Annotated in this window: 15 protein-coding genes and 1 tRNA gene; 13 read left to right on the forward strand and 3 right to left on the reverse strand. The window is 64.5% G+C overall.

What is annotated here, in order from left to right:
- The first annotated feature begins 56 nt into the window (after nucleotides 1–56).
- Complete coding sequence (locus GGD66_RS22170) at nucleotides 57–2,462, forward strand: ATP-binding protein (RefSeq protein ID WP_183259017.1); 2,406 nt, start codon at nucleotides 57–59, stop codon at nucleotides 2,460–2,462.
- A 333-nt stretch (nucleotides 2,463–2,795) separates the two neighbouring features.
- Nucleotides 2,796–2,869, forward strand: a tRNA-Gly gene (locus tag GGD66_RS22175).
- 158 nt (nucleotides 2,870–3,027) lie between these two features.
- Here GGD66_RS22175 and GGD66_RS22180 read toward each other — a convergent pair.
- On the reverse strand, nucleotides 3,028–3,918 hold the full coding sequence (locus tag GGD66_RS22180) for a LysR substrate-binding domain-containing protein (protein WP_018322201.1): 891 nt from the start codon (nucleotides 3,916–3,918) through the stop codon (nucleotides 3,028–3,030).
- A 204-nt stretch (nucleotides 3,919–4,122) separates the two neighbouring features.
- Here GGD66_RS22180 and dctA point away from each other — a divergent pair, with 204 nt between their 5' ends.
- The 7 genes from dctA (at nucleotide 4,123) to GGD66_RS22215 (ending at nucleotide 9,307) form a co-directional block, all read left to right on the forward strand.
- Complete coding sequence (gene dctA / locus GGD66_RS22185) at nucleotides 4,123–5,457, forward strand: C4-dicarboxylate transporter DctA (RefSeq protein WP_183259018.1); 1,335 nt, start codon at nucleotides 4,123–4,125, stop codon at nucleotides 5,455–5,457.
- 21 nt (nucleotides 5,458–5,478) lie between these two features.
- Complete coding sequence (locus GGD66_RS22190; protein WP_183259019.1) at nucleotides 5,479–5,979, forward strand: ureidoglycolate lyase; 501 nt, start codon at nucleotides 5,479–5,481, stop codon at nucleotides 5,977–5,979.
- 27 nt (nucleotides 5,980–6,006) lie between these two features.
- Entirely contained in the window at nucleotides 6,007–6,846 is an 840-nt protein-coding gene (locus tag GGD66_RS22195; protein ID WP_183259020.1) for a bifunctional allantoicase/(S)-ureidoglycine aminohydrolase, read from the forward strand.
- Between the two features lie 218 nt (nucleotides 6,847–7,064).
- Entirely contained in the window at nucleotides 7,065–7,505 is a 441-nt protein-coding gene (locus GGD66_RS22200) for a DUF2231 domain-containing protein (RefSeq protein ID WP_183259150.1), read from the forward strand.
- Entirely contained in the window at nucleotides 7,502–8,839 is a 1,338-nt protein-coding gene (locus tag GGD66_RS22205; protein ID WP_183259021.1) for a sorbosone dehydrogenase family protein, read from the forward strand. Before GGD66_RS22200 ends, GGD66_RS22205 begins: the two co-directional genes overlap by 4 nt.
- A gap of 68 nt (nucleotides 8,840–8,907) precedes the next feature.
- Nucleotides 8,908–9,123: a hypothetical protein gene (locus GGD66_RS22210; protein ID WP_018322207.1), complete on the forward strand. Its 216-nt coding sequence runs from the start codon at nucleotides 8,908–8,910 to the stop codon at nucleotides 9,121–9,123.
- A 13-nt stretch (nucleotides 9,124–9,136) separates the two neighbouring features.
- The gene (locus GGD66_RS22215) at nucleotides 9,137–9,307 is read left to right on the forward strand and encodes a hypothetical protein (protein WP_018322208.1); all 171 of its coding nucleotides are present in this window, start codon (nucleotides 9,137–9,139) and stop codon (nucleotides 9,305–9,307) included.
- Between the two features lie 23 nt (nucleotides 9,308–9,330).
- Here the strand turns inward: GGD66_RS22215 and GGD66_RS22220 are convergent, their stop codons facing one another.
- Together GGD66_RS22220 and GGD66_RS22225 are read right to left on the reverse strand one after the other, a co-directional pair.
- On the reverse strand, nucleotides 9,331–10,269 hold the full coding sequence (locus tag GGD66_RS22220; protein WP_092260291.1) for a sugar kinase: 939 nt from the start codon (nucleotides 10,267–10,269) through the stop codon (nucleotides 9,331–9,333).
- Nucleotides 10,253–11,293 (reverse strand): SPFH domain-containing protein, encoded by a 1,041-nt coding sequence (locus GGD66_RS22225; protein WP_183259022.1) that lies wholly within the window; start codon nucleotides 11,291–11,293, stop codon nucleotides 10,253–10,255. Before GGD66_RS22225 ends, GGD66_RS22220 begins: the two co-directional genes overlap by 17 nt.
- 101 nt (nucleotides 11,294–11,394) lie before the next feature.
- Between GGD66_RS22225 and GGD66_RS22230 the strand changes: the two genes are divergently transcribed.
- The 4 genes from GGD66_RS22230 to GGD66_RS22245 all read left to right on the forward strand — a co-directional run bounded on the left by GGD66_RS22230 (nucleotide 11,395) and on the right by GGD66_RS22245 (nucleotide 16,092).
- Entirely contained in the window at nucleotides 11,395–12,135 is a 741-nt protein-coding gene (locus GGD66_RS22230; RefSeq protein WP_183259023.1) for an NrtR DNA-binding winged helix domain-containing protein, read from the forward strand.
- 268 nt (nucleotides 12,136–12,403) lie between these two features.
- Nucleotides 12,404–13,801 (forward strand): MFS transporter, encoded by a 1,398-nt coding sequence (locus GGD66_RS22235; RefSeq protein ID WP_183259024.1) that lies wholly within the window; start codon nucleotides 12,404–12,406, stop codon nucleotides 13,799–13,801.
- Between the two features lie 122 nt (nucleotides 13,802–13,923).
- Nucleotides 13,924–14,751 (forward strand): 3-keto-5-aminohexanoate cleavage protein, encoded by an 828-nt coding sequence (locus GGD66_RS22240; RefSeq protein ID WP_092260283.1) that lies wholly within the window; start codon nucleotides 13,924–13,926, stop codon nucleotides 14,749–14,751.
- A gap of 135 nt (nucleotides 14,752–14,886) precedes the next feature.
- Complete coding sequence (locus GGD66_RS22245; RefSeq protein WP_183259025.1) at nucleotides 14,887–16,092, forward strand: MFS transporter; 1,206 nt, start codon at nucleotides 14,887–14,889, stop codon at nucleotides 16,090–16,092.
- Nucleotides 16,093–16,193: the final 101 nt, after the last annotated feature.

The following is a 16,193-nucleotide window of genomic DNA, read 5'->3' on the forward strand; positions in this document are numbered from 1 at the left end:
GCTCGAGGCTGCGACCGCTCGGCCGCAGCGTGCCGCCATTTCCGGGGATGTGGTGCATGGTCAAGGCTGGTGACGAGGACTCCAAGCGCGGCCGCGCCGTTGCACCGGCGGCTGCGAAGCAGGATTTGATCGGCACCGCGCTCGCGCCTTCGATGTTCGCCGCGCTGCTGTCCCGGCTCTTCAACTGGTCGCGCAGCGGCGTCGGGCCGCGCCTGCTCGCAGCCGTGCTGCTGTTCTCTTCGGTCGTGACGCTGACATTGACGGCGCTCCAGCTCTATCTCGATTATGATCGCGAGGTCGGCCTCATCGAGACCAGGCTCGAGGAGATCGGCCGCAGCACCACCGGCAGTCTCGGCGAGAGCCTGTGGAATCTCGACCAGAACCAGCTCAAGCTCCAGCTCGACGGTATCCTGCGGCTGCCCGACATCCGCGCCGCCGAGGTGCGCGAGATTGCCGATCGTCCCAATCCGATCCGTCTCGCAGTCGGCGAGCCGAGCACCCGCTCAGTCGTGACGCGCGACTATCCGCTGAACACCATCGTGCAGGGGACCGCACGCGAGATCGGCGTGCTCCATGTCGAGGCGACGCTGACCGATGTCTATCAACATCTGCTGAACCGCGCGCTGGTCATCCTGGCAAGCCAGGCGGCCAAGACGTTCCTCGTCTCGCTGTTCATCATCTATATGTTCCATCTGCTGGTGACGCGGCATCTGGTCGCCATCGCCGAGTTCGTCAGCAAATACAGCCTGGCGTGGCCGCCGCCGCCTTTGCGCCTGGAGCGCCGGCCGCCCTACGATGCCGACGAACTGGACAAGGTGATCGACGCCTTCAACGCCATGTGCGCGAACCTCCAGCGGGCCTATGGCGAGCTGCGCGAGGCCAATGCAAATCTCGAGCGCGACCTGACCATCCGCCAGCGCGCCGAAGAGGACGCGCGTGCGAGCGAGCAGCGTTTCCGCGACTATGCCGAGACCGCGTCCGACTGGTTCTGGGAGACCGGACCAGACCATCGGTTCACTTACATTTCCGACCGGGCCGGTGCCTTCAGCATGGACAGCAAGGCGCTGATCGGCAAGCGCCGCGCCGATGCCGCGTTCGGCCGCGACGCCGAGCCCGAGAAATGGCGCGCGCACATGGCGATGCTGGACCGCCACGAGCCGTTCCGGAAGTTCGAATATCGCGGCCGCGACACCGCCGGGCGGATGCATCATTTCAGCGTCAACGGCCAGCCGATCTTCGCCGCCGACGGACGCTTCATGGGCTATCGCGGCTCCGCGACCGATCTCACCAAGCAGCACGAAACCGAGGAGCGCTTACGTCAATCCCAGAAGATGGACGCGATCGGCCAGCTCACCGGCGGCGTCGCGCACGATTTCAACAACGTGCTCACGGTCATCACCGGCACCATCGAGATCATCCAGGAAGGGCTTGCGGACAAGCCCGAATTCGCCGCGATTGCGCAGCTGATCGACGATGCGGCCGCGCGCGGCGCGGAGATCACCTCGCAGCTGCTGACCTTCGCGCGCCGCCAGCCGCTGGAGCCGCGCGAGATCGACGTCAACGCCCTCGTGCTCGAGTCTACGAAGTTGCTGAGGCCGATCCTCGGCGCCCATATCGAGATCGTGACCCGGCTCGCCGATGACGCCTGGTCCGCGATGGCCGATCCCTCGCAGCTCTCGTCGGCGATCGTTAACCTCGCCGTCAACGCGCGCGACGCGATGCCGGGCGGGGGCAAGCTCACGATCGAGACCGCGAACCGCGAGCTCGACGACACCGGCGTTGCCGGTGATGGCGATGCCGTTCGCGGCGCCTTCGTGATGGTCGCGGTCGGCGACACCGGCCACGGCATCCCCGCTGACATCCGCGAGCGCGTGTTCGAGCCGTTCTTCACCACCAAGGGCGTCGGTCGTGGCACCGGCCTCGGGCTCAGCATGGTCTACGGCTTTGCCAAGCAGACCGGCGGCACGGTCGCCGTCGAGAGCGAGGAGGGGCGCGGCACCGTGATGCGGCTGTTCCTGCCGCGATCGAAGGGCGAGGCGCCGGCCAGGACCGCACCGGTCCAGGCGCTCGACACGGCACGCGGACACGAAACGATCCTCGTGGTCGAGGACGATCCCCTGGTGCAGGGCTATGTCATCGCCCGGCTCGGCAGCCTCGGCTATCGCACGCTGGTGGCCGGCGACGGCGCGTCCGCACTGGCGCTGGTCGACCAGGGCGCCAAATTCGATCTGCTGTTCACGGACATCATCATGCCCGGCGGCATGAACGGGCGGGAATTGGCCGACGCGGTCCGGCTCCGGCGGCCGGGGGCAAGGGTGCTCTATACCTCCGGCTACACCGACAACGCCATGGTCCACGAAGGACATCTCGATTCCGGCGTGGCGCTGCTCAAGAAGCCCTACCGGAAGTCGGAGCTGTCGCAGAAGATTCGCGAGGTGCTTGCGGGCGAGCCGCCGGCCTGAGCGGCGGCGCTCCCGGACAAAAAAGGCGCGGCGGGGAAGCCCCCGTCGCGCCCGATTTCTTGCTCGCTGGTCCAGGGCTGAGAGCGCCCCGATGCCAAGCCCTATTCAAAGCTTAGCGGGCGATCCCAGCGAGGTGACAGCGCTTGGTAAAAGACACTGGATCACCTCCTTTCGTTGGTTTCGGAAGGTTTCAATATAGGGGGCATTGCCGCCGCTGTTAAGAGGCGGCGGGTCCGCAGGAACCGGGCGCGATTCGCAAAGGCTCAGGACGGCCGGAAAGCGACCTCCTGAACAGTTGAGACCGCCGCCCGGCCGTGTTAGGGAGCCCGTAACGCGGGTGTAGCTCAATGGTAGAGCAGCAGCCTTCCAAGCTGAATACGAGGGTTCGATTCCCTTCACCCGCTCCAACATTTTCAACGGCTTAGCGTGTCGAAGGCTTTTCATCGCGACACCTCGCGCTTCGCCAATGTGCGCGTCTTACTTCGCCTCGTCGTCGTCTTGCAGATGGTCCGCAACCGCTTGCGTCGACGACCATCGCAGGCATGATCGATGACGTGGACCTGGCTCAGGCTCTTCGCTGGTTGAGGTATCGAAGAGCGAGCCTGATGAAATTGTGCACCACCATCGACGTCTCGTCCTCCCTGAACACCAGAAACACATCGGCCGTGGGCGGTGAGGGCCTGATCGGGCGGAACACGATGTCGGTCGTCGTGAACCGCGCAATCGACTGCGGCACGAGTGCCACGCCGAAACCTGCGGCGATCAGGCTTGGGATCGACTGGGCGTCGACGACTTGCTGGGATACCTTCGGGAGAAAGCCGGCGTCGACACAGCACTTCTGAACGTACCGCGCGAAATCGGAGCTGTTCGGATCCAGGACGACGTGATCCTCGGAGGCCAGGTCACCGAGGGCGATGCGCTTGCGTTGCACCAGCCGATGGCTGCGGGGCACTGCGAGAACGACCTCTTCGCGCCATGCCAGCTTGCTGGTCAAATCGCGTTCGGCGGGGACACCGCGAATAAGACAGATGTTGGTGGTCCGGCTGAGGAGCGCCGCGATCTGGAGGGCCGGCGCCTGCTCATGCACCGTCATCTTCACCAGTGGCGCAACCTTCCGGTAGGCCGCGAGAAGCTCTGCGAGGCGACCGCGCAGGATGGAGCCGGTCGCTCCGACATCCAGCGTTCCAATCAGGCCAGCGCCTATCGACCGAACCTCGTCTTCGGCGACTTTGACCTGTTGCAGGATCGCGCGCCCCCGCACCAGCATGGATTCACCGGCCTGCGTCAGCTCAACCCTGCGGCTGGTCCTGTAGAGGAGCTGGGTCCCGAGCTCGGCCTCGAGCGCCTGGATATGTTGGCTGAGCGGCGGCTGCGAGAGGTTCAGCCGCCGGGCGGCGAGGGTGAAGCTGCGCTCTTCGGCAACCGCGATGAAGTACCTGAGCTGGCGCAGATCCATAGCGAAACCCTATCAATCGTGTCGTTCTATATATTGGACTTGGTCGCGGGGCTGGTCAACGAATGACCGATGGAGACTTCTCGCGCAATGCGGCGACCGAACGGCTCCATCCGCGGCGACTTCTCGTCACCGCCAACGACAAGAATGGCGAAGGCTCAGGCCGACCAAGCCAGACCAAAGGAAGCCCAGCGAGCGAGGAAAGCCATGCCCAGGATTTTCAAGTCACTCTTCTTCCAAGTGGTCGTCGCCCTGGCGGCGGGCATTGCTCTCGGCATGGCCTATCCGGACACCGCGTTGCAGATGAAGCCCCTGGGTGACGGCTTCATTAAGCTCATCAAGATGCTGGTGCCCGTCATCGTGTTCTGCGTCGTGGTGCAGGGAATATCGGCGGCCGGCGACCTCTCGAAGGTTGGAAGGGTCGGCATTCGCTCGCTTCTCTATTTCGAGATCGTCACCACCATCGCCTTGGTGTTCGGCATTGCGCTCGCTTACTATTTCCAGCCCGGCGCAGGAATGAACATCGACCCAAGGGCTCTGGACGCCAAGGCGCTCAGCGGGTTCAGCCAGACCGCGGCCCAGGTCGCCGGTGGGGGCGTCTCCGAATTCCTCATGAAGCTCATCCCGTCGACGATCGTCGGAGCCTTCAGCTCTGGCGACGTCTTGCAGGTCCTGATCGTCTCGATCATGTTCGGTTGCGCCATGTCGTTGTGCGGCGAGCGCGCCAAGCCGGTCATCGAATTCGTCGAGCGGGTGAACGAGATCATCTTCAAGATGATGAATTTCGTCGTCCGACTCGCCCCGCTCGGAGTCTTCGGTGCGATCGCGTTCACCGTCGGCAAGTACGGCATCGGCTCGCTCAAGCAGCTTGGGGGCCTCGTTGCCCTGTTCTATCTGGCGGTGTTCTTCTTCGTGGTCGTCGTGCTCGGAGCGATCATGCGGCTCTCGGGATTCAGCCTGTTCAAGCTGCTCGTCTATTTGCGTGAAGAGCTAATGATCGTTCTTGGCACGGCCGCAGGCGACAGCGTGCTCCCGCAGACCATGCGCAAGCTCGAACAGCTCGGGATCAAGCGGTCGACGGTCGGTCTGGTCATCCCGACAGGGTACTCGTTCAATCTGGATGCCTTTTCGATCTACCTAACCTTGGCGGCGGTCTTCATTGCACAAGCGACGAACACGCCGCTCGCCACGGGCGATCTCCTGGCGATCCTCGGCGTCGCGCTGCTCACCTCCAAGGGGGCTCATGGCGTCCCGGGATCGGCCATTGTCGTCCTCGCGGCGACGCTGGCTGCCATTCCGGCCATCCCGGCGATTGGGCTGGTGCTCATCTTGTCGGTGGACTGGTTCATCGGCATCGCCCGCGCGCTCGGCAATTATGTCGGCAACTGCGTTGCCACGGTCGTCGTCGCCTCGTGGGAGGGCGACCTCGATCGCGCGAAGGCGCAGCGCATCCTCGATGGCGAGATCGTTCCTTCCAGCGAGCCCCTGCAGATTGATCCGGCCGGCGCGGCCGCTCCCGTCGCAGGCCTGCAGACAAGTTGAACGCAGAGGCGTTTGGTTGAGATGACGACACTCCCGATTGAGCCCTTGACGCGGCCGGCATTCGCTCCGTTTGGCGAAGTCGTCGAAACGGAAGGGTTGACGCCCCTGTCGATCAATCAGGGATATGCGGCGCGCTACAACGGACTCGCCAATATCGATGTCGGCGCGGAAGGCGGACACATCAACATCAGCTGGTTTGTCGCCTCCGCGCGGCCCGCGCCGATCGCCATCCGCCTGATGGAGCGCCATCCGCTTGGAAGCCAGCTGTTCATGCCCTTGAGCGGAGGAAACTGGCTGGTCGTCGTTTGCACGGATCCGCGCACGCCATCGAGCTATCGGGCGTTTGCGGCCAATGGCAAGCAAGGCGTGAATTATGCCCGAAACTGCTGGCACCACCCGCTTCTGGTTCTCGAGGACGCAAGCTCGTTCCTCGTCGTCGATCGAAAGGGTGGTGGTGACAATCTCGAAGAATATCGGCTGGACGAGAACATGCAACTCGATCTCGGCAGCGCCGCAAGCTGACCCCGATAACGTCCACGAGGCTTGGTGATGTCATCGCAAACCTATCACGTCCCGCAGGGCGGCCTTCCGCCCCAGACGGATATTCTGAGTGGCCGGGCGGTCTTTACGAACGCCTACGCCGTTATCCCCAACGGCGTGCAGCGCGATATCGTCGTCAGCCACCTGCCGCATTGGGACGACACGCGCCTCTGGGTGCTGGCGCGACCGCTCTCCGGATTCGCCGAGACGTTTTCGCATTATCTCATGGACATGGCCCCGGGTGGAGGAAGTGAAATTCCCGAGCCGGACAAGGACGCCGAAGGCGCGTTGTTCGTTGTGGGTGGCAGATTGGTCGTCAAATTGGCGGACAGGGAACACGAGCTCAGGCCCGGCGGCTTCGCCTATCTGCCACCTGGCTGCACCTGGAGCGTTCGTAACCGCGGCCAGAGCCCGGCGCAGCTTCACTGGATCCGGAAGCTGTATCAGCGCGTGCCGGGTTTGGCCCAGCCCGAGGTGATCGTGACCAATGCAGACTCCTTGGAACCAGTATCGATGCCGGGCACTGAGGGGAGGTGGGCCACCACGCGCTTCATCGATCCGGCCGATATGCGACACGACATGCACATCAATATCGTCACGTTCGAACCGGGTGCGAAGATCCCCTTTGCAGAGACGCACGTCATGGAGCACGGATTATATGTGCTCGAGGGCAACGCCGTTTACCGTCTCAATCGCGACTGGGTCGAGGTCGAGGCCGGGGACTATATGTGGCTGCGCGCCTTCTGCCCGCAAGCGTGCTACGCAGGAGGTCCGGGTCGGTTTCGCTATCTCCTTTACAAGGACGTCAACCGGCACATGAATTTGCGGCAGGGACCTCCGCTGATCTGAGCCCGAGCGACGTTGATTCCCGGGCAAGTCGACTTCTTCGGGCAAGTCGGCCTCGGGCATGCCCCGACGATTCGGGCTGGGCCGCAGACAGTTGGTGCGGCAGGCCGACTGGCGGATCCGTCCGTGCCATCGAGCGGTTGCAGGAACCATCGCACGACGCACGAGTTGGCCGGTCGGGCAGGACCGAAAATCACACGAGGCCGACCGTGCAAGACGACATGCGCGTGCGAACCACCGCGCAGATCGCGGGTCATCCGATTCATCCGATGCTGGTGCCGATCCCGATCGCGTGCTTCGTCGGGGCGCTCTTGACCGACATCGCCTATGTCGCCAGCGCCGAGATCATGTGGGCGAATTTTTCCGCCTGGCTTCTGCTCGCTGGCGTCGTCTTCGGCGTGCTGGCGGCGATCGCGGGTCTGACCGATTTCCTCGGCAACCGCCTGGTGCGGGCGCAGATGCCGGCATGGCCGCATCTGATCGGAAATGCCGTGGCGCTGATCCTGGCCATCGTCAACGCGCTGATCCATACGCGCGATGCCTGGACCTCGGTGTGGCCGACCGGGCTCGTCCTGTCCGTGATCACGGTGCTGATCCTGCCCGTCACCGGCTGGCTCGGCTGGGCCATGGTCTATCGCCACGGCGTAGGAGTTGCACGATGATATCGAAGCTTGCCCGCGCGCTGTTCTGTTCCTCGCTGCTGCTCTTGTCTGCTTGCGACGACGGCAGCGGCGATCCGAAGGCGCAGATCGGGGCCAATCCTAAGCTTCCCGACATCCAGCAATATCTGCTGCCGCCGGTCCACATCGCGCGCATCGTCGGCTGGAAGAAGGACGAGACGCCGGCTGTGGCTGAGGGCCTGCAGGTCAAGGCCTTCGCGACCGGCCTGCAGCATCCGCGGTTCATCTATGTGCTGCCCAATGGTGATGTGCTGGTGGCTGAATCCAAGGCGCCGAAGGGCGCCGGGATCAAGCGGCCCAAGGAGATCGTCATGGGCTATATCGAGTTCTGGGCAACCTCGGGCGGCAACGACACCGGGCCGGGCAACCGCATCACGCTGCTGCGCGACAGCAATGGCGACGGCGTGCCGGATACCCAAAGCGTCTTCCTCGACCATCTCAATTCGCCCTTCGGCATCGCGCTGGTCGGCAACGACCTCTATGTCGCCAACGCCGATGCGATCGTCAAATATCCCTACACGGAAGGCGACACCAAGATCACCGCGCCGGGCACGGTGCTGACGCCGCTGCCGGGTGGGCCGATCAACCATCACTGGACCAAGAGCCTGGTCGCGAGCGCCGACGGCTCGAAACTCTATGCCGGCGTCGGCTCCAACAGCAACATCACCGAGAACGGCATGGAGGCCGAGCACAACCGCGCGGCGATCCTCGAGATCGATCGTGCCAGCGGCCGGTGGCGCGTGTTCGCAAGCGGCCTGCGCAATCCCAACGGGCTCAGCTTCGAGCCGCAGACCGGCGCGTTGTGGACGGTGGTGAACGAGCGCGACGAACTCGGTCCCGATCTCGTCCCTGACTACATGACCTCGGTGAAGGACGGCGGCTTTTACGGCTGGCCCTATAGCTATTACGGCCAGCACGTCGATCCCCGCGTCAAGCCGCAGCGACCGGATCTCGTCGCCAAGGCGATCGTGCCGGATTATGCCCTGAGCTCGCATGTCGCCCCGCTCGGGCTCGTCTTCAACACCGGCTCCGGCCTGCCGGCCGCCTATCGTGGCGGCGCCTTCGTCGGCGAGCATGGCAGCTGGAACAGGCAGGTGCTCAACGGCTACAAGGTCGTGTTCGTGCCGTTCACGGACGGCAAGCCGAGCGGACCGGCGCAGGACGTCGTGACGGGCTTTTTGAACAGCGACAACCAGGCGCGTGGCCGTCCCGTCGGCGTCGCCATCGACAAATCAGGCGCGTTGCTGATCGCAGACGACAGCGGCAACACGTTGTGGCGCGTCACAGCTGCGCATCCGCAGTTGACGCAACGATAGGCCCGCCGGCGCGTTATCGGACAGACGGTGAAAGCCAAATTCTGAAACTCAAAGCCAGGAGTTGGACAATGGGCCTTGCTCAATATGCCATCGTGCCGGTGAGGGACGAATGGGGCGTGCTGCACGACGGCGATGTCAAGAACACATACGCCACCAAGGAAGCTGCATTCGAATCGGCGGTCGCCGCCGCATCCCTCGCGCTGCGTGAGGGACATGAAGTCCAGGTCAGCGTGCCTGGCCGCGAAGCCGGAGGCAACGCGCTCGGCGTCCAGGACAACGCTTGAGAAGGAAGACGCGATGACCAAGCCGCGTGAGCCGAACGGCGTCGAGCCATCCCGTTCCGAGGACGACATCCAGCGGGAGCAGCTGGGTCCCCGCGGCGTGCCCGGTGCGCCTGATCCGGCCAAGATGACCCCGCAGCGCGACAAGAAGACGCCGAAGCACGTCGATCCCGGCCACACCGCGTGAGGCGGCGCGGCGGCCTAACATGATCAGACGATCAATCGTCCGCGCCGCGCGGCGATCCCGATCGCAACCTCGGCACCCGCGTTGAAGTCGAGACGGTCGGCTTCAATGCCGTCGCTGAAGATGACGCCGTTTTCCGCCATCAGCGAGCGGATGCGCAACTGGTCCGCCGAGGCGAGCCGGCCGCAGACGAGATGGGTCTGCGAATGGCGGCTGGGGAAGGGTTCGCGCACCGCGAAGCGCAGCTCCGGCGCGTCCCAGGGCAGGGCCTCGTAACCGGTCAGCGGGGGAGGCTGCCCAACAAGACTGCCGGCAATGGCCAGCGAGCCCGTGACGATGCTTTTGAACCAGGCGGTCGATCCGAGGCCGGTCGAGACGATCAGTCCGCTTGAAGATTGCCGTTCCGTCGCCCCGCCGGCGGCAATCTCGTAGATCGCGGAGACATGCGTCCGTGCGCCGATGAACAAATCATTGACGGCGTAGAGCACCTGGCCGTCGTTGAGCCGTGCTTCCGCCATCGTCACGGCCTGGCTGTCGCGCTTCTCAGTGGCGACCTCCGGCAGGAGCTTGGCGAGGTCGCGCGGCGCGAAGGGCAGGAGGATGCCGTCGTGGCGCGCGGGATCCGGATTGAGCCCGATCAGCGGATGGTCATCGAGATATTTCATCGTGTTGGCGACGACGCCGTCCTGGCCGAGCGCGACGACGATGTCATCAGGCCCGAAGAGGAAGTTCGGCAGGAAGCCGCGGTCGATGACCTGATAGCGCCCCCATTGCTCCAGCACTTGCAGCGTCGTGTGACGCTGGGCACGATAGACCTCGTGCTCGCGCTCATAGTCGGAGAAGTCGGCGCCGAGATGTTCGACATAGAAGCGCGCCTGCGCCGCCGTCAGGTGGCGCGCGATCAGGTCCTCCAACCTGGTCTTGCGCGTCACCAGCACCACCTTTCGGTCATTGGCGGCGGGCATTGGCGGCCTCCTTCGGCTTCTCCATCAATTGGCTGAGCAGGTCCGGCGAGACGTTGAGCTGGCCGATCTTCTCGGCCTTCTCGGCAATGCCGGAGAAGGCTTGTGCGATCAGCTGACCCGGCTGCATGCCGGCAGCGGCAAGCGCCTGGATCACGCGGGTGTCGACGCCTTCGAAGATCTTCATCAGCGCGCCGACGCGATAGGCCTCGGCGTCGGCCAGCGTCCTGGTGTTCTCGGCATTGAGGCCGACGAAATCCTTGCGCTTGCCTTCCAGCACGATGTCCGCGGCCATGCCGGCCTCGCGCAGCTCATTGCGCTTTGCCGCAACGCTCGCCTCGGCGTCCATCTGGGTCTCGCGAATTGACCGCTTCTTCTGCTCGACCGCGATCTCGGTGTCGAGTTCGCTCTCGCGAATGGCGCGTTCCTGCTCGACGGCGAAGTTGCGCCGGGCGAAGATCGCTTCGTCCGCGTTCTTCAGGATCGCTTCGCGCGCTTGCGCCTCCAGCGCCTTCGCGGTGTCCGGCGTCGGCTTGATGCCGCGGATCGACACGCCGAGGATTTCGAGGCCGAGAGCTGCGATGTCGGCGCGCGCCCTCAAGCCGCCCGCGATGATGTCGGCGATGCGGTCGGACGCCTGCAACGCGTCCCTCAGCGTCAGTTCCTTCACCGCTTGCTGGGCGAGGACCTCGACCGTGCCGAGGATGCGTTCCGGCAGCTTTTCCGGATCGTCGCTCGCATAGGTCTTGCCGTCAGCCTTCAGGGTGAAGTCGAGCATCGAGGCCGCCTTCTTCGGGTCGCTGACGCGATAAGTCACCTGGCCCTGCACGGTCAGCGTCTGAAAGTCGCGCGCGGTCTGCTCGAAGATGAACGAGGCGTCGCGGCTGCCGATGGGCACCGCGACCAGCATGGTCACCGGCGCGTAATACAGCGCGGAAAGACCAGCACCCTCGGCGACGATCGCGCCGGCGCGATACTTCATCAGATAGGTGGTGGGCTGGGCCTTGATGAACCTGACGCCGAACATGTGTTTCTCCAACGGCTGCAATAAGTGTGTCTGAGCAACTAAGTAAGTTGGACTGTACAACTAACTATGCTACTGTCAAGACCGAACAGGAGAGATTGGCGATGGCAGGTGAGGGGCGGAGCAAGGACCTTGGCAAGGGCCTTGGAAAGTCTGGAGAATTGGACTTTCCGCGCCCCCTGACCACGGTCGATGTCGTGATCTTTACGATCCTCGACGACAGCCTTCAGGTGCTGCTGATGCAGCGCCCGGCCGGCGAGGGCGAGCCGTTTCCGCTCAGCTTGGCGCTGCCGGGCGGCTTCGTGGACGTCACGAAGGACCGCGACCTCGCGGCTTGCGCGGCCCGCAAGCTGAAGGAGAAGACCGGGGTCACCAGCCCTTATCTGGAGCAACTCGGAAGCTGGGGAAGCGCGACGCGCGATCCGCGCGGCTGGTCGGCGACGCACGCCTATTTCGCGCTGATCCCGGCGGACGCAAGCGTGCTGGCGAACGATGCGCACTGGTTTCCAATTCGAGAGGGCAGGCTCAAGGACAAGCTCGCCTTCGATCACGGCGACATCCTCGCAACCGCGATCCAGCGCCTGCGCAACAAGGTGGAATACACCTCGCTGCCGGCCTATCTGATGCCGCCGGAATTCACGCTGCCGGATTTGCAGCGCGTCTACGAGATCGTGCTCGACCGCCCGCTCGAGAAAAGCGCCTTCCGCACCCGGATCCTGGCGGCCGATATGATTGAGCCGGTCGCGAAGATGCGGCGCGGCCCGAACCGCCCGGCGCAACTCTACCGCCTGAAGAAGGGCAGCGAGCCCGTGTATTTCGTGCGGACGTTCAATCCGCCGGAATGAACTCCGCGGCGGCATGCCGAGCCGTCGGTCAGCGTGCAGGATGGGTCGGCTCGGCCCTTTAGCCCAGATAACATCATGTTAGGTTTATCGCATAACTGGGTAATTGTGTTAGCCCGGCGAAAGCCTACTGTCTCTTCACTCAAGACACCGACCGGCAGTGCCAAGCACTCGCGGAGCTCCGCAGAGCGCCCGGGGATTGCTGTCCAATTGTCCAGCGAAGCCCGCCAACGGGACGCATCAAACGAACAGATCGGGAGGAGCTTTTGTGATGGGTACCACGCGCGCGATCCACGACATGAGTCAGTCCAGAAAGGCTGCTGCCAGCGGCTGGATCGGGTCGGCTCTCGAATATTATGACTTCTTCATCTACGCGACCGCTGCGTCGCTGATCTTCCCGCAAATCTTCTTCCCGTCGGACAATCCCACGGTCGCGATCGTCGCATCGCTGGCGACCTATGGCGTTGGATATGTGGCCCGGCCGGTCGGCGCCTTCGTGCTCGGACATTGGGGCGATACCCATGGCCGCAAGACGGTTCTCATCCTCTGCATGTTCCTGATGGGCATCTCGACCATGGCCGTGGGACTCCTGCCGACCTATCAGCAGGTCGGCATCCTGGCGCCGATCCTGCTCGTCATGCTGCGCCTCGTGCAGGGATTTGCCGTTGCCGGTGAAATCTCCGGCGCAAGCTCGATGATTCTGGAGCATGCGCCGTTCGGTCGACGCGGCTTCTATGCAAGCTTCGCCCTTCAGGGCGTGCAGGCTGGACAGATTCTCGCAGCTGCGGTCTTCCTGCCGCTGGCGGCCTATATGCCGACCGACGCCTTCAACAGCTGGGGCTGGCGGATTCCCTTCCTGCTCAGCTTCTTCGTCATCGTCGCGGGCTACATCATTCGCCGCGAAGTCGACGAGACCCCCGCCTTTGCGCGAGAGGGCGAGCGGGGAGAAACGCCGCGGGCGCCCATCGTTCAGGCCATCAAGCTGAACTGGCCCGACATGCTCAGGGTCATCTGCATGGCGCTGATGAATGTCATTCCGGTTGTCGCGACCATCTTCGGTGCGGCCTACGCGGTGCAGCCGGCCTACGGCATCGGCTTTGCCAAGGACGTTTATCTGTGGATCCCGGTCCTCGGAAACATGCTGGCCGTGTTCGTCATTCCCTTCGTCGGCAATCTCTCCGACAAGGTCGGGCGCAAGCCTCCGATCGTCGTGGGCGCGCTGCTCTCCGGCTTGCTCTCCTTTGGCTATCTCTATGCCATCAGCATCAGGAACGTGCCGCTGGCGATCCTGCTGTCGCTCCTGATGTGGGGCGTCGTCTATCAGGGCTATAACGCGATCTTCCCGAGCTTTTACCCGGAGCTGTTTCCGACCCGCACACGGGTGTCGGCGATGGCGATCTCGCAGAACATCGGAACGACCATCACCGCCTTGCTTCCAGCCCTGTTCGCCATCGTAGCGCCTCCCGGCTCGGCCAACATTCCCTTGACGGTGGGCGCGATCGCCTTCGGCATCACGGTGATCGCGGCGCTGGCGGCCGTCTCGGCCCGGGAGACCTATCGGATCAGCATCGATGATCTCGGCAATCCCAAGGCCGTTCCGATCGCCCGAGCCGACTACGAGCGGCAGCGTGCGGAAGCCGCGAATGGTGTGGCCGCAGTTCAGACCTGACGCGAACGCAAGGAAGCCTTGCCGCCGCGACAATTGATGTTTGCGGCGGCAGGGCTCCGCGCGCTATGTCAGGGCCTGATCGAACTTGGTGCGCGTGAGCGCGATCATCATGAGGTTGCAGGATGAACCCCGTCGTCGTTGCTGTCGCTATCACCGGCTCCGTTCCGCGCAAGAAGGACAATCCTGCGGTGCCGATTTTGCCGTCCGAACAGATCGAGTCGACGCAGGAGGCCTTCGAGGCCGGCGCCACGCTTGCCCACATCCACGTTCGCAATGATGACGAGACGCCGTCGTCCGATCCCGAACGTTTTGCGAAGGTAGCGGAGGGGATCAGGAAGCATTGTCCCGGCATGATCGTCCAGTTCTCGACCGGCGGGCGGGGCCGCGATCCCTCGGCGCGTGGATCGTCGCTCTATCTGAAGCCGGACATGGCCTCGCTGTCCACGGGGTCGGTGAACTTCCCGACGATTGTTTATGAGAACAGCGCCGCCCTGGTCGAGACCCTCGCCACCGGCATGCAGACGAATGGCATCCGGCCGGAGATCGAGATCTTCGATCTGTCTCATATCCACGGTGCCCGCCGCCTGATCGAGGCGGGGCTGATCGACCCGCGTCCGCACGTACAGTTCGTCATGGGCGTCAAGAACGCGATGCCGGCGGACGAGCATGTCCTCGACATCCTGCTGGCAGAGCTCAGGCGGCTGATCCCGCACGCGACATGGACCGCGGCCGGGATCGGACGTCACCAGGCCGAGGTCATGGGCTGGGCGCTGGCGCGGGGCGCCGACGCGGTTCGGACCGGGCTCGAGGACAATATCAGGATCGACAAGACACGCCTGGCCGCCAGCAATGCGGAGCTCGTGACCATCGCCTGCGAGGCTGTCACGCGCCACGGTCGCCGCGTTGCGACCGCCGCCGAGGCGCGATCCTTGCTCGGGATCGCGCGGTAGAGGCTGCTGCCTCCTCCTGACATGCTCCCGGCTGCCTTCTGCCATTCGGCGGCCGGCGTTCCCGCGCACTGAGTCTCCGGCTAAGAGAGGTGTCACAGGCGTGATCAGCGCCTGCCGGGCAGGCGAACGGTTGGAATGCGGTTCTTGAAATCTGACAGCAGGCTGATCGGGGTCCTGCTGGTGCTCGCCATCACGCAGCTGGTCGGATGGGGCACGATCGGGCTTCCTGCCATCGTCGGGCGCGATCTCGCCGCCGATCTCGGCATGAGCCTGCCGGCGGTGTTCGCCGGGACATCCGTTCTCTATGTCTCGATGGGGCTGTGCGCGCCGTGGCTCGCCAGATCGTTTGCGCGGCATGGCGCGCGGACGGTCATGATGGTCGGCACGGTCGTCACCGCGCCGGGCTTCGTGCTGCTGTCTCTCGCTCACGAGCCGGTGCTTTATTTCGCCGCCTGGATCGTCCTCGGCATCGCCGGCAGCGCCACGCTGTCGACCGGCGCCTATATCATGCTGAACGAGGTCGCGGGGCGGCAGGCCAAGAACGCGATCGGAGCCTTGATGCTGGTGACGGGACTGTCCAGCAGCATCTTCTGGCCGACGACGTCGTTTCTCAGCGGGCACCTCGGCTGGCGGGGGACGTGCCTGGTTTACGCGGCCATGCTGATCCTCGTGTCACTTCCGCTCTATGCATTCGTGGCGCCGCGCCGGAGACTTGCGAAGGACGATGGCGGCACGCCGGCCAAGTCTGCCGATGTGCCCGCGATTCCAAGGAGCACTTTCGGCCTCGTCGTCGCCGCGATCACGCTCAACGCCTTCGTCAATTTCGGCATCAGCGCCATCATGATCGAGCTGTTGCGGGCGGAGGGGCTCACGCCCGCGCAGGCCCTCGCGTTTGGCTCGATGCTGGGCGTGATCCAGGTCAGCGCCCGCGGGCTGGATTTGCTTGGCGGCGGGCGATGGGACGGGATCACGACAGGGCTCGTCGCGGGCACGGCGCTGCCCGTCGCCATGCTGCTGCTGATGCTGAGCGAAGGCGCGACCTGGGCGGTCGCGGTCTTCATCCTGCTCTATGGCGCCGGCAGCGGCGCGATGGCGGTGGCGCGGGCGACCATCCCGCTGGTGTTCTACGACCAGGCCGAGTTCGCCAAGGCGATGTCGATGATCGCGCTGCCGCTCAATCTGGCGTCCGCGATCTCGCCGCCGCTCCTTGTCGGCCTGCTCACCCAATTCGGCAGCCGCGGCGCGCTCGGTCTCACCTTCGTCTGCTCCTGCGCGACGGTATTGATCCTGATCCTGCTCGGCCGCCGGCGGCCGCGCGTGGCGGCGGCAGCCGTGACCTGAGCCGACGAGGCAATATTCGCGGCGCGGAAAGCTGCCGACAGGAATTGGCGTGCTGCCGGAGCTGCGGATAGCCGTATGCCGCCAGTGCAGGGCTCAAGGCG

Origin of the sequence: Bradyrhizobium sp. CIR48 (genome assembly GCF_014198315.1) — a bacterium.
In the GTDB taxonomy this organism is placed as follows: domain Bacteria; phylum Pseudomonadota; class Alphaproteobacteria; order Rhizobiales; family Xanthobacteraceae; genus Bradyrhizobium.

Bases quoted from the DNA above. Each gene is read 5' to 3' on its own strand.
- GGD66_RS22170 (WP_183259017.1), top strand. From the start codon at position 57: ATGGTCAAGGCTGGTGACGAGGACTCCAAGCGCGGCCGCGCCGTTGCA.
- GGD66_RS22180 (WP_018322201.1), bottom strand. From the start codon at position 3,918: ATGGATCTGCGCCAGCTCAGGTACTTCATCGCGGTTGCCGAAGAGCGC.
- dctA (WP_183259018.1), top strand. From the start codon at position 4,123: ATGCCCAGGATTTTCAAGTCACTCTTCTTCCAAGTGGTCGTCGCCCTG.
- GGD66_RS22190 (WP_183259019.1), top strand. From the start codon at position 5,479: ATGACGACACTCCCGATTGAGCCCTTGACGCGGCCGGCATTCGCTCCG.
- GGD66_RS22195 (WP_183259020.1), top strand. From the start codon at position 6,007: ATGTCATCGCAAACCTATCACGTCCCGCAGGGCGGCCTTCCGCCCCAG.
- GGD66_RS22200 (WP_183259150.1), top strand. From the start codon at position 7,065: ATGCGCGTGCGAACCACCGCGCAGATCGCGGGTCATCCGATTCATCCG.
- GGD66_RS22205 (WP_183259021.1), top strand. From the start codon at position 7,502: ATGATATCGAAGCTTGCCCGCGCGCTGTTCTGTTCCTCGCTGCTGCTC.
- GGD66_RS22210 (WP_018322207.1), top strand. From the start codon at position 8,908: ATGGGCCTTGCTCAATATGCCATCGTGCCGGTGAGGGACGAATGGGGC.
- GGD66_RS22215 (WP_018322208.1), top strand. From the start codon at position 9,137: ATGACCAAGCCGCGTGAGCCGAACGGCGTCGAGCCATCCCGTTCCGAG.
- GGD66_RS22220 (WP_092260291.1), bottom strand. From the start codon at position 10,269: ATGCCCGCCGCCAATGACCGAAAGGTGGTGCTGGTGACGCGCAAGACC.
- GGD66_RS22225 (WP_183259022.1), bottom strand. From the start codon at position 11,293: ATGTTCGGCGTCAGGTTCATCAAGGCCCAGCCCACCACCTATCTGATG.
- GGD66_RS22230 (WP_183259023.1), top strand. From the start codon at position 11,395: ATGGCAGGTGAGGGGCGGAGCAAGGACCTTGGCAAGGGCCTTGGAAAG.
- GGD66_RS22235 (WP_183259024.1), top strand. From the start codon at position 12,404: ATGGGTACCACGCGCGCGATCCACGACATGAGTCAGTCCAGAAAGGCT.
- GGD66_RS22240 (WP_092260283.1), top strand. From the start codon at position 13,924: ATGAACCCCGTCGTCGTTGCTGTCGCTATCACCGGCTCCGTTCCGCGC.
- GGD66_RS22245 (WP_183259025.1), top strand. From the start codon at position 14,887: ATGCGGTTCTTGAAATCTGACAGCAGGCTGATCGGGGTCCTGCTGGTG.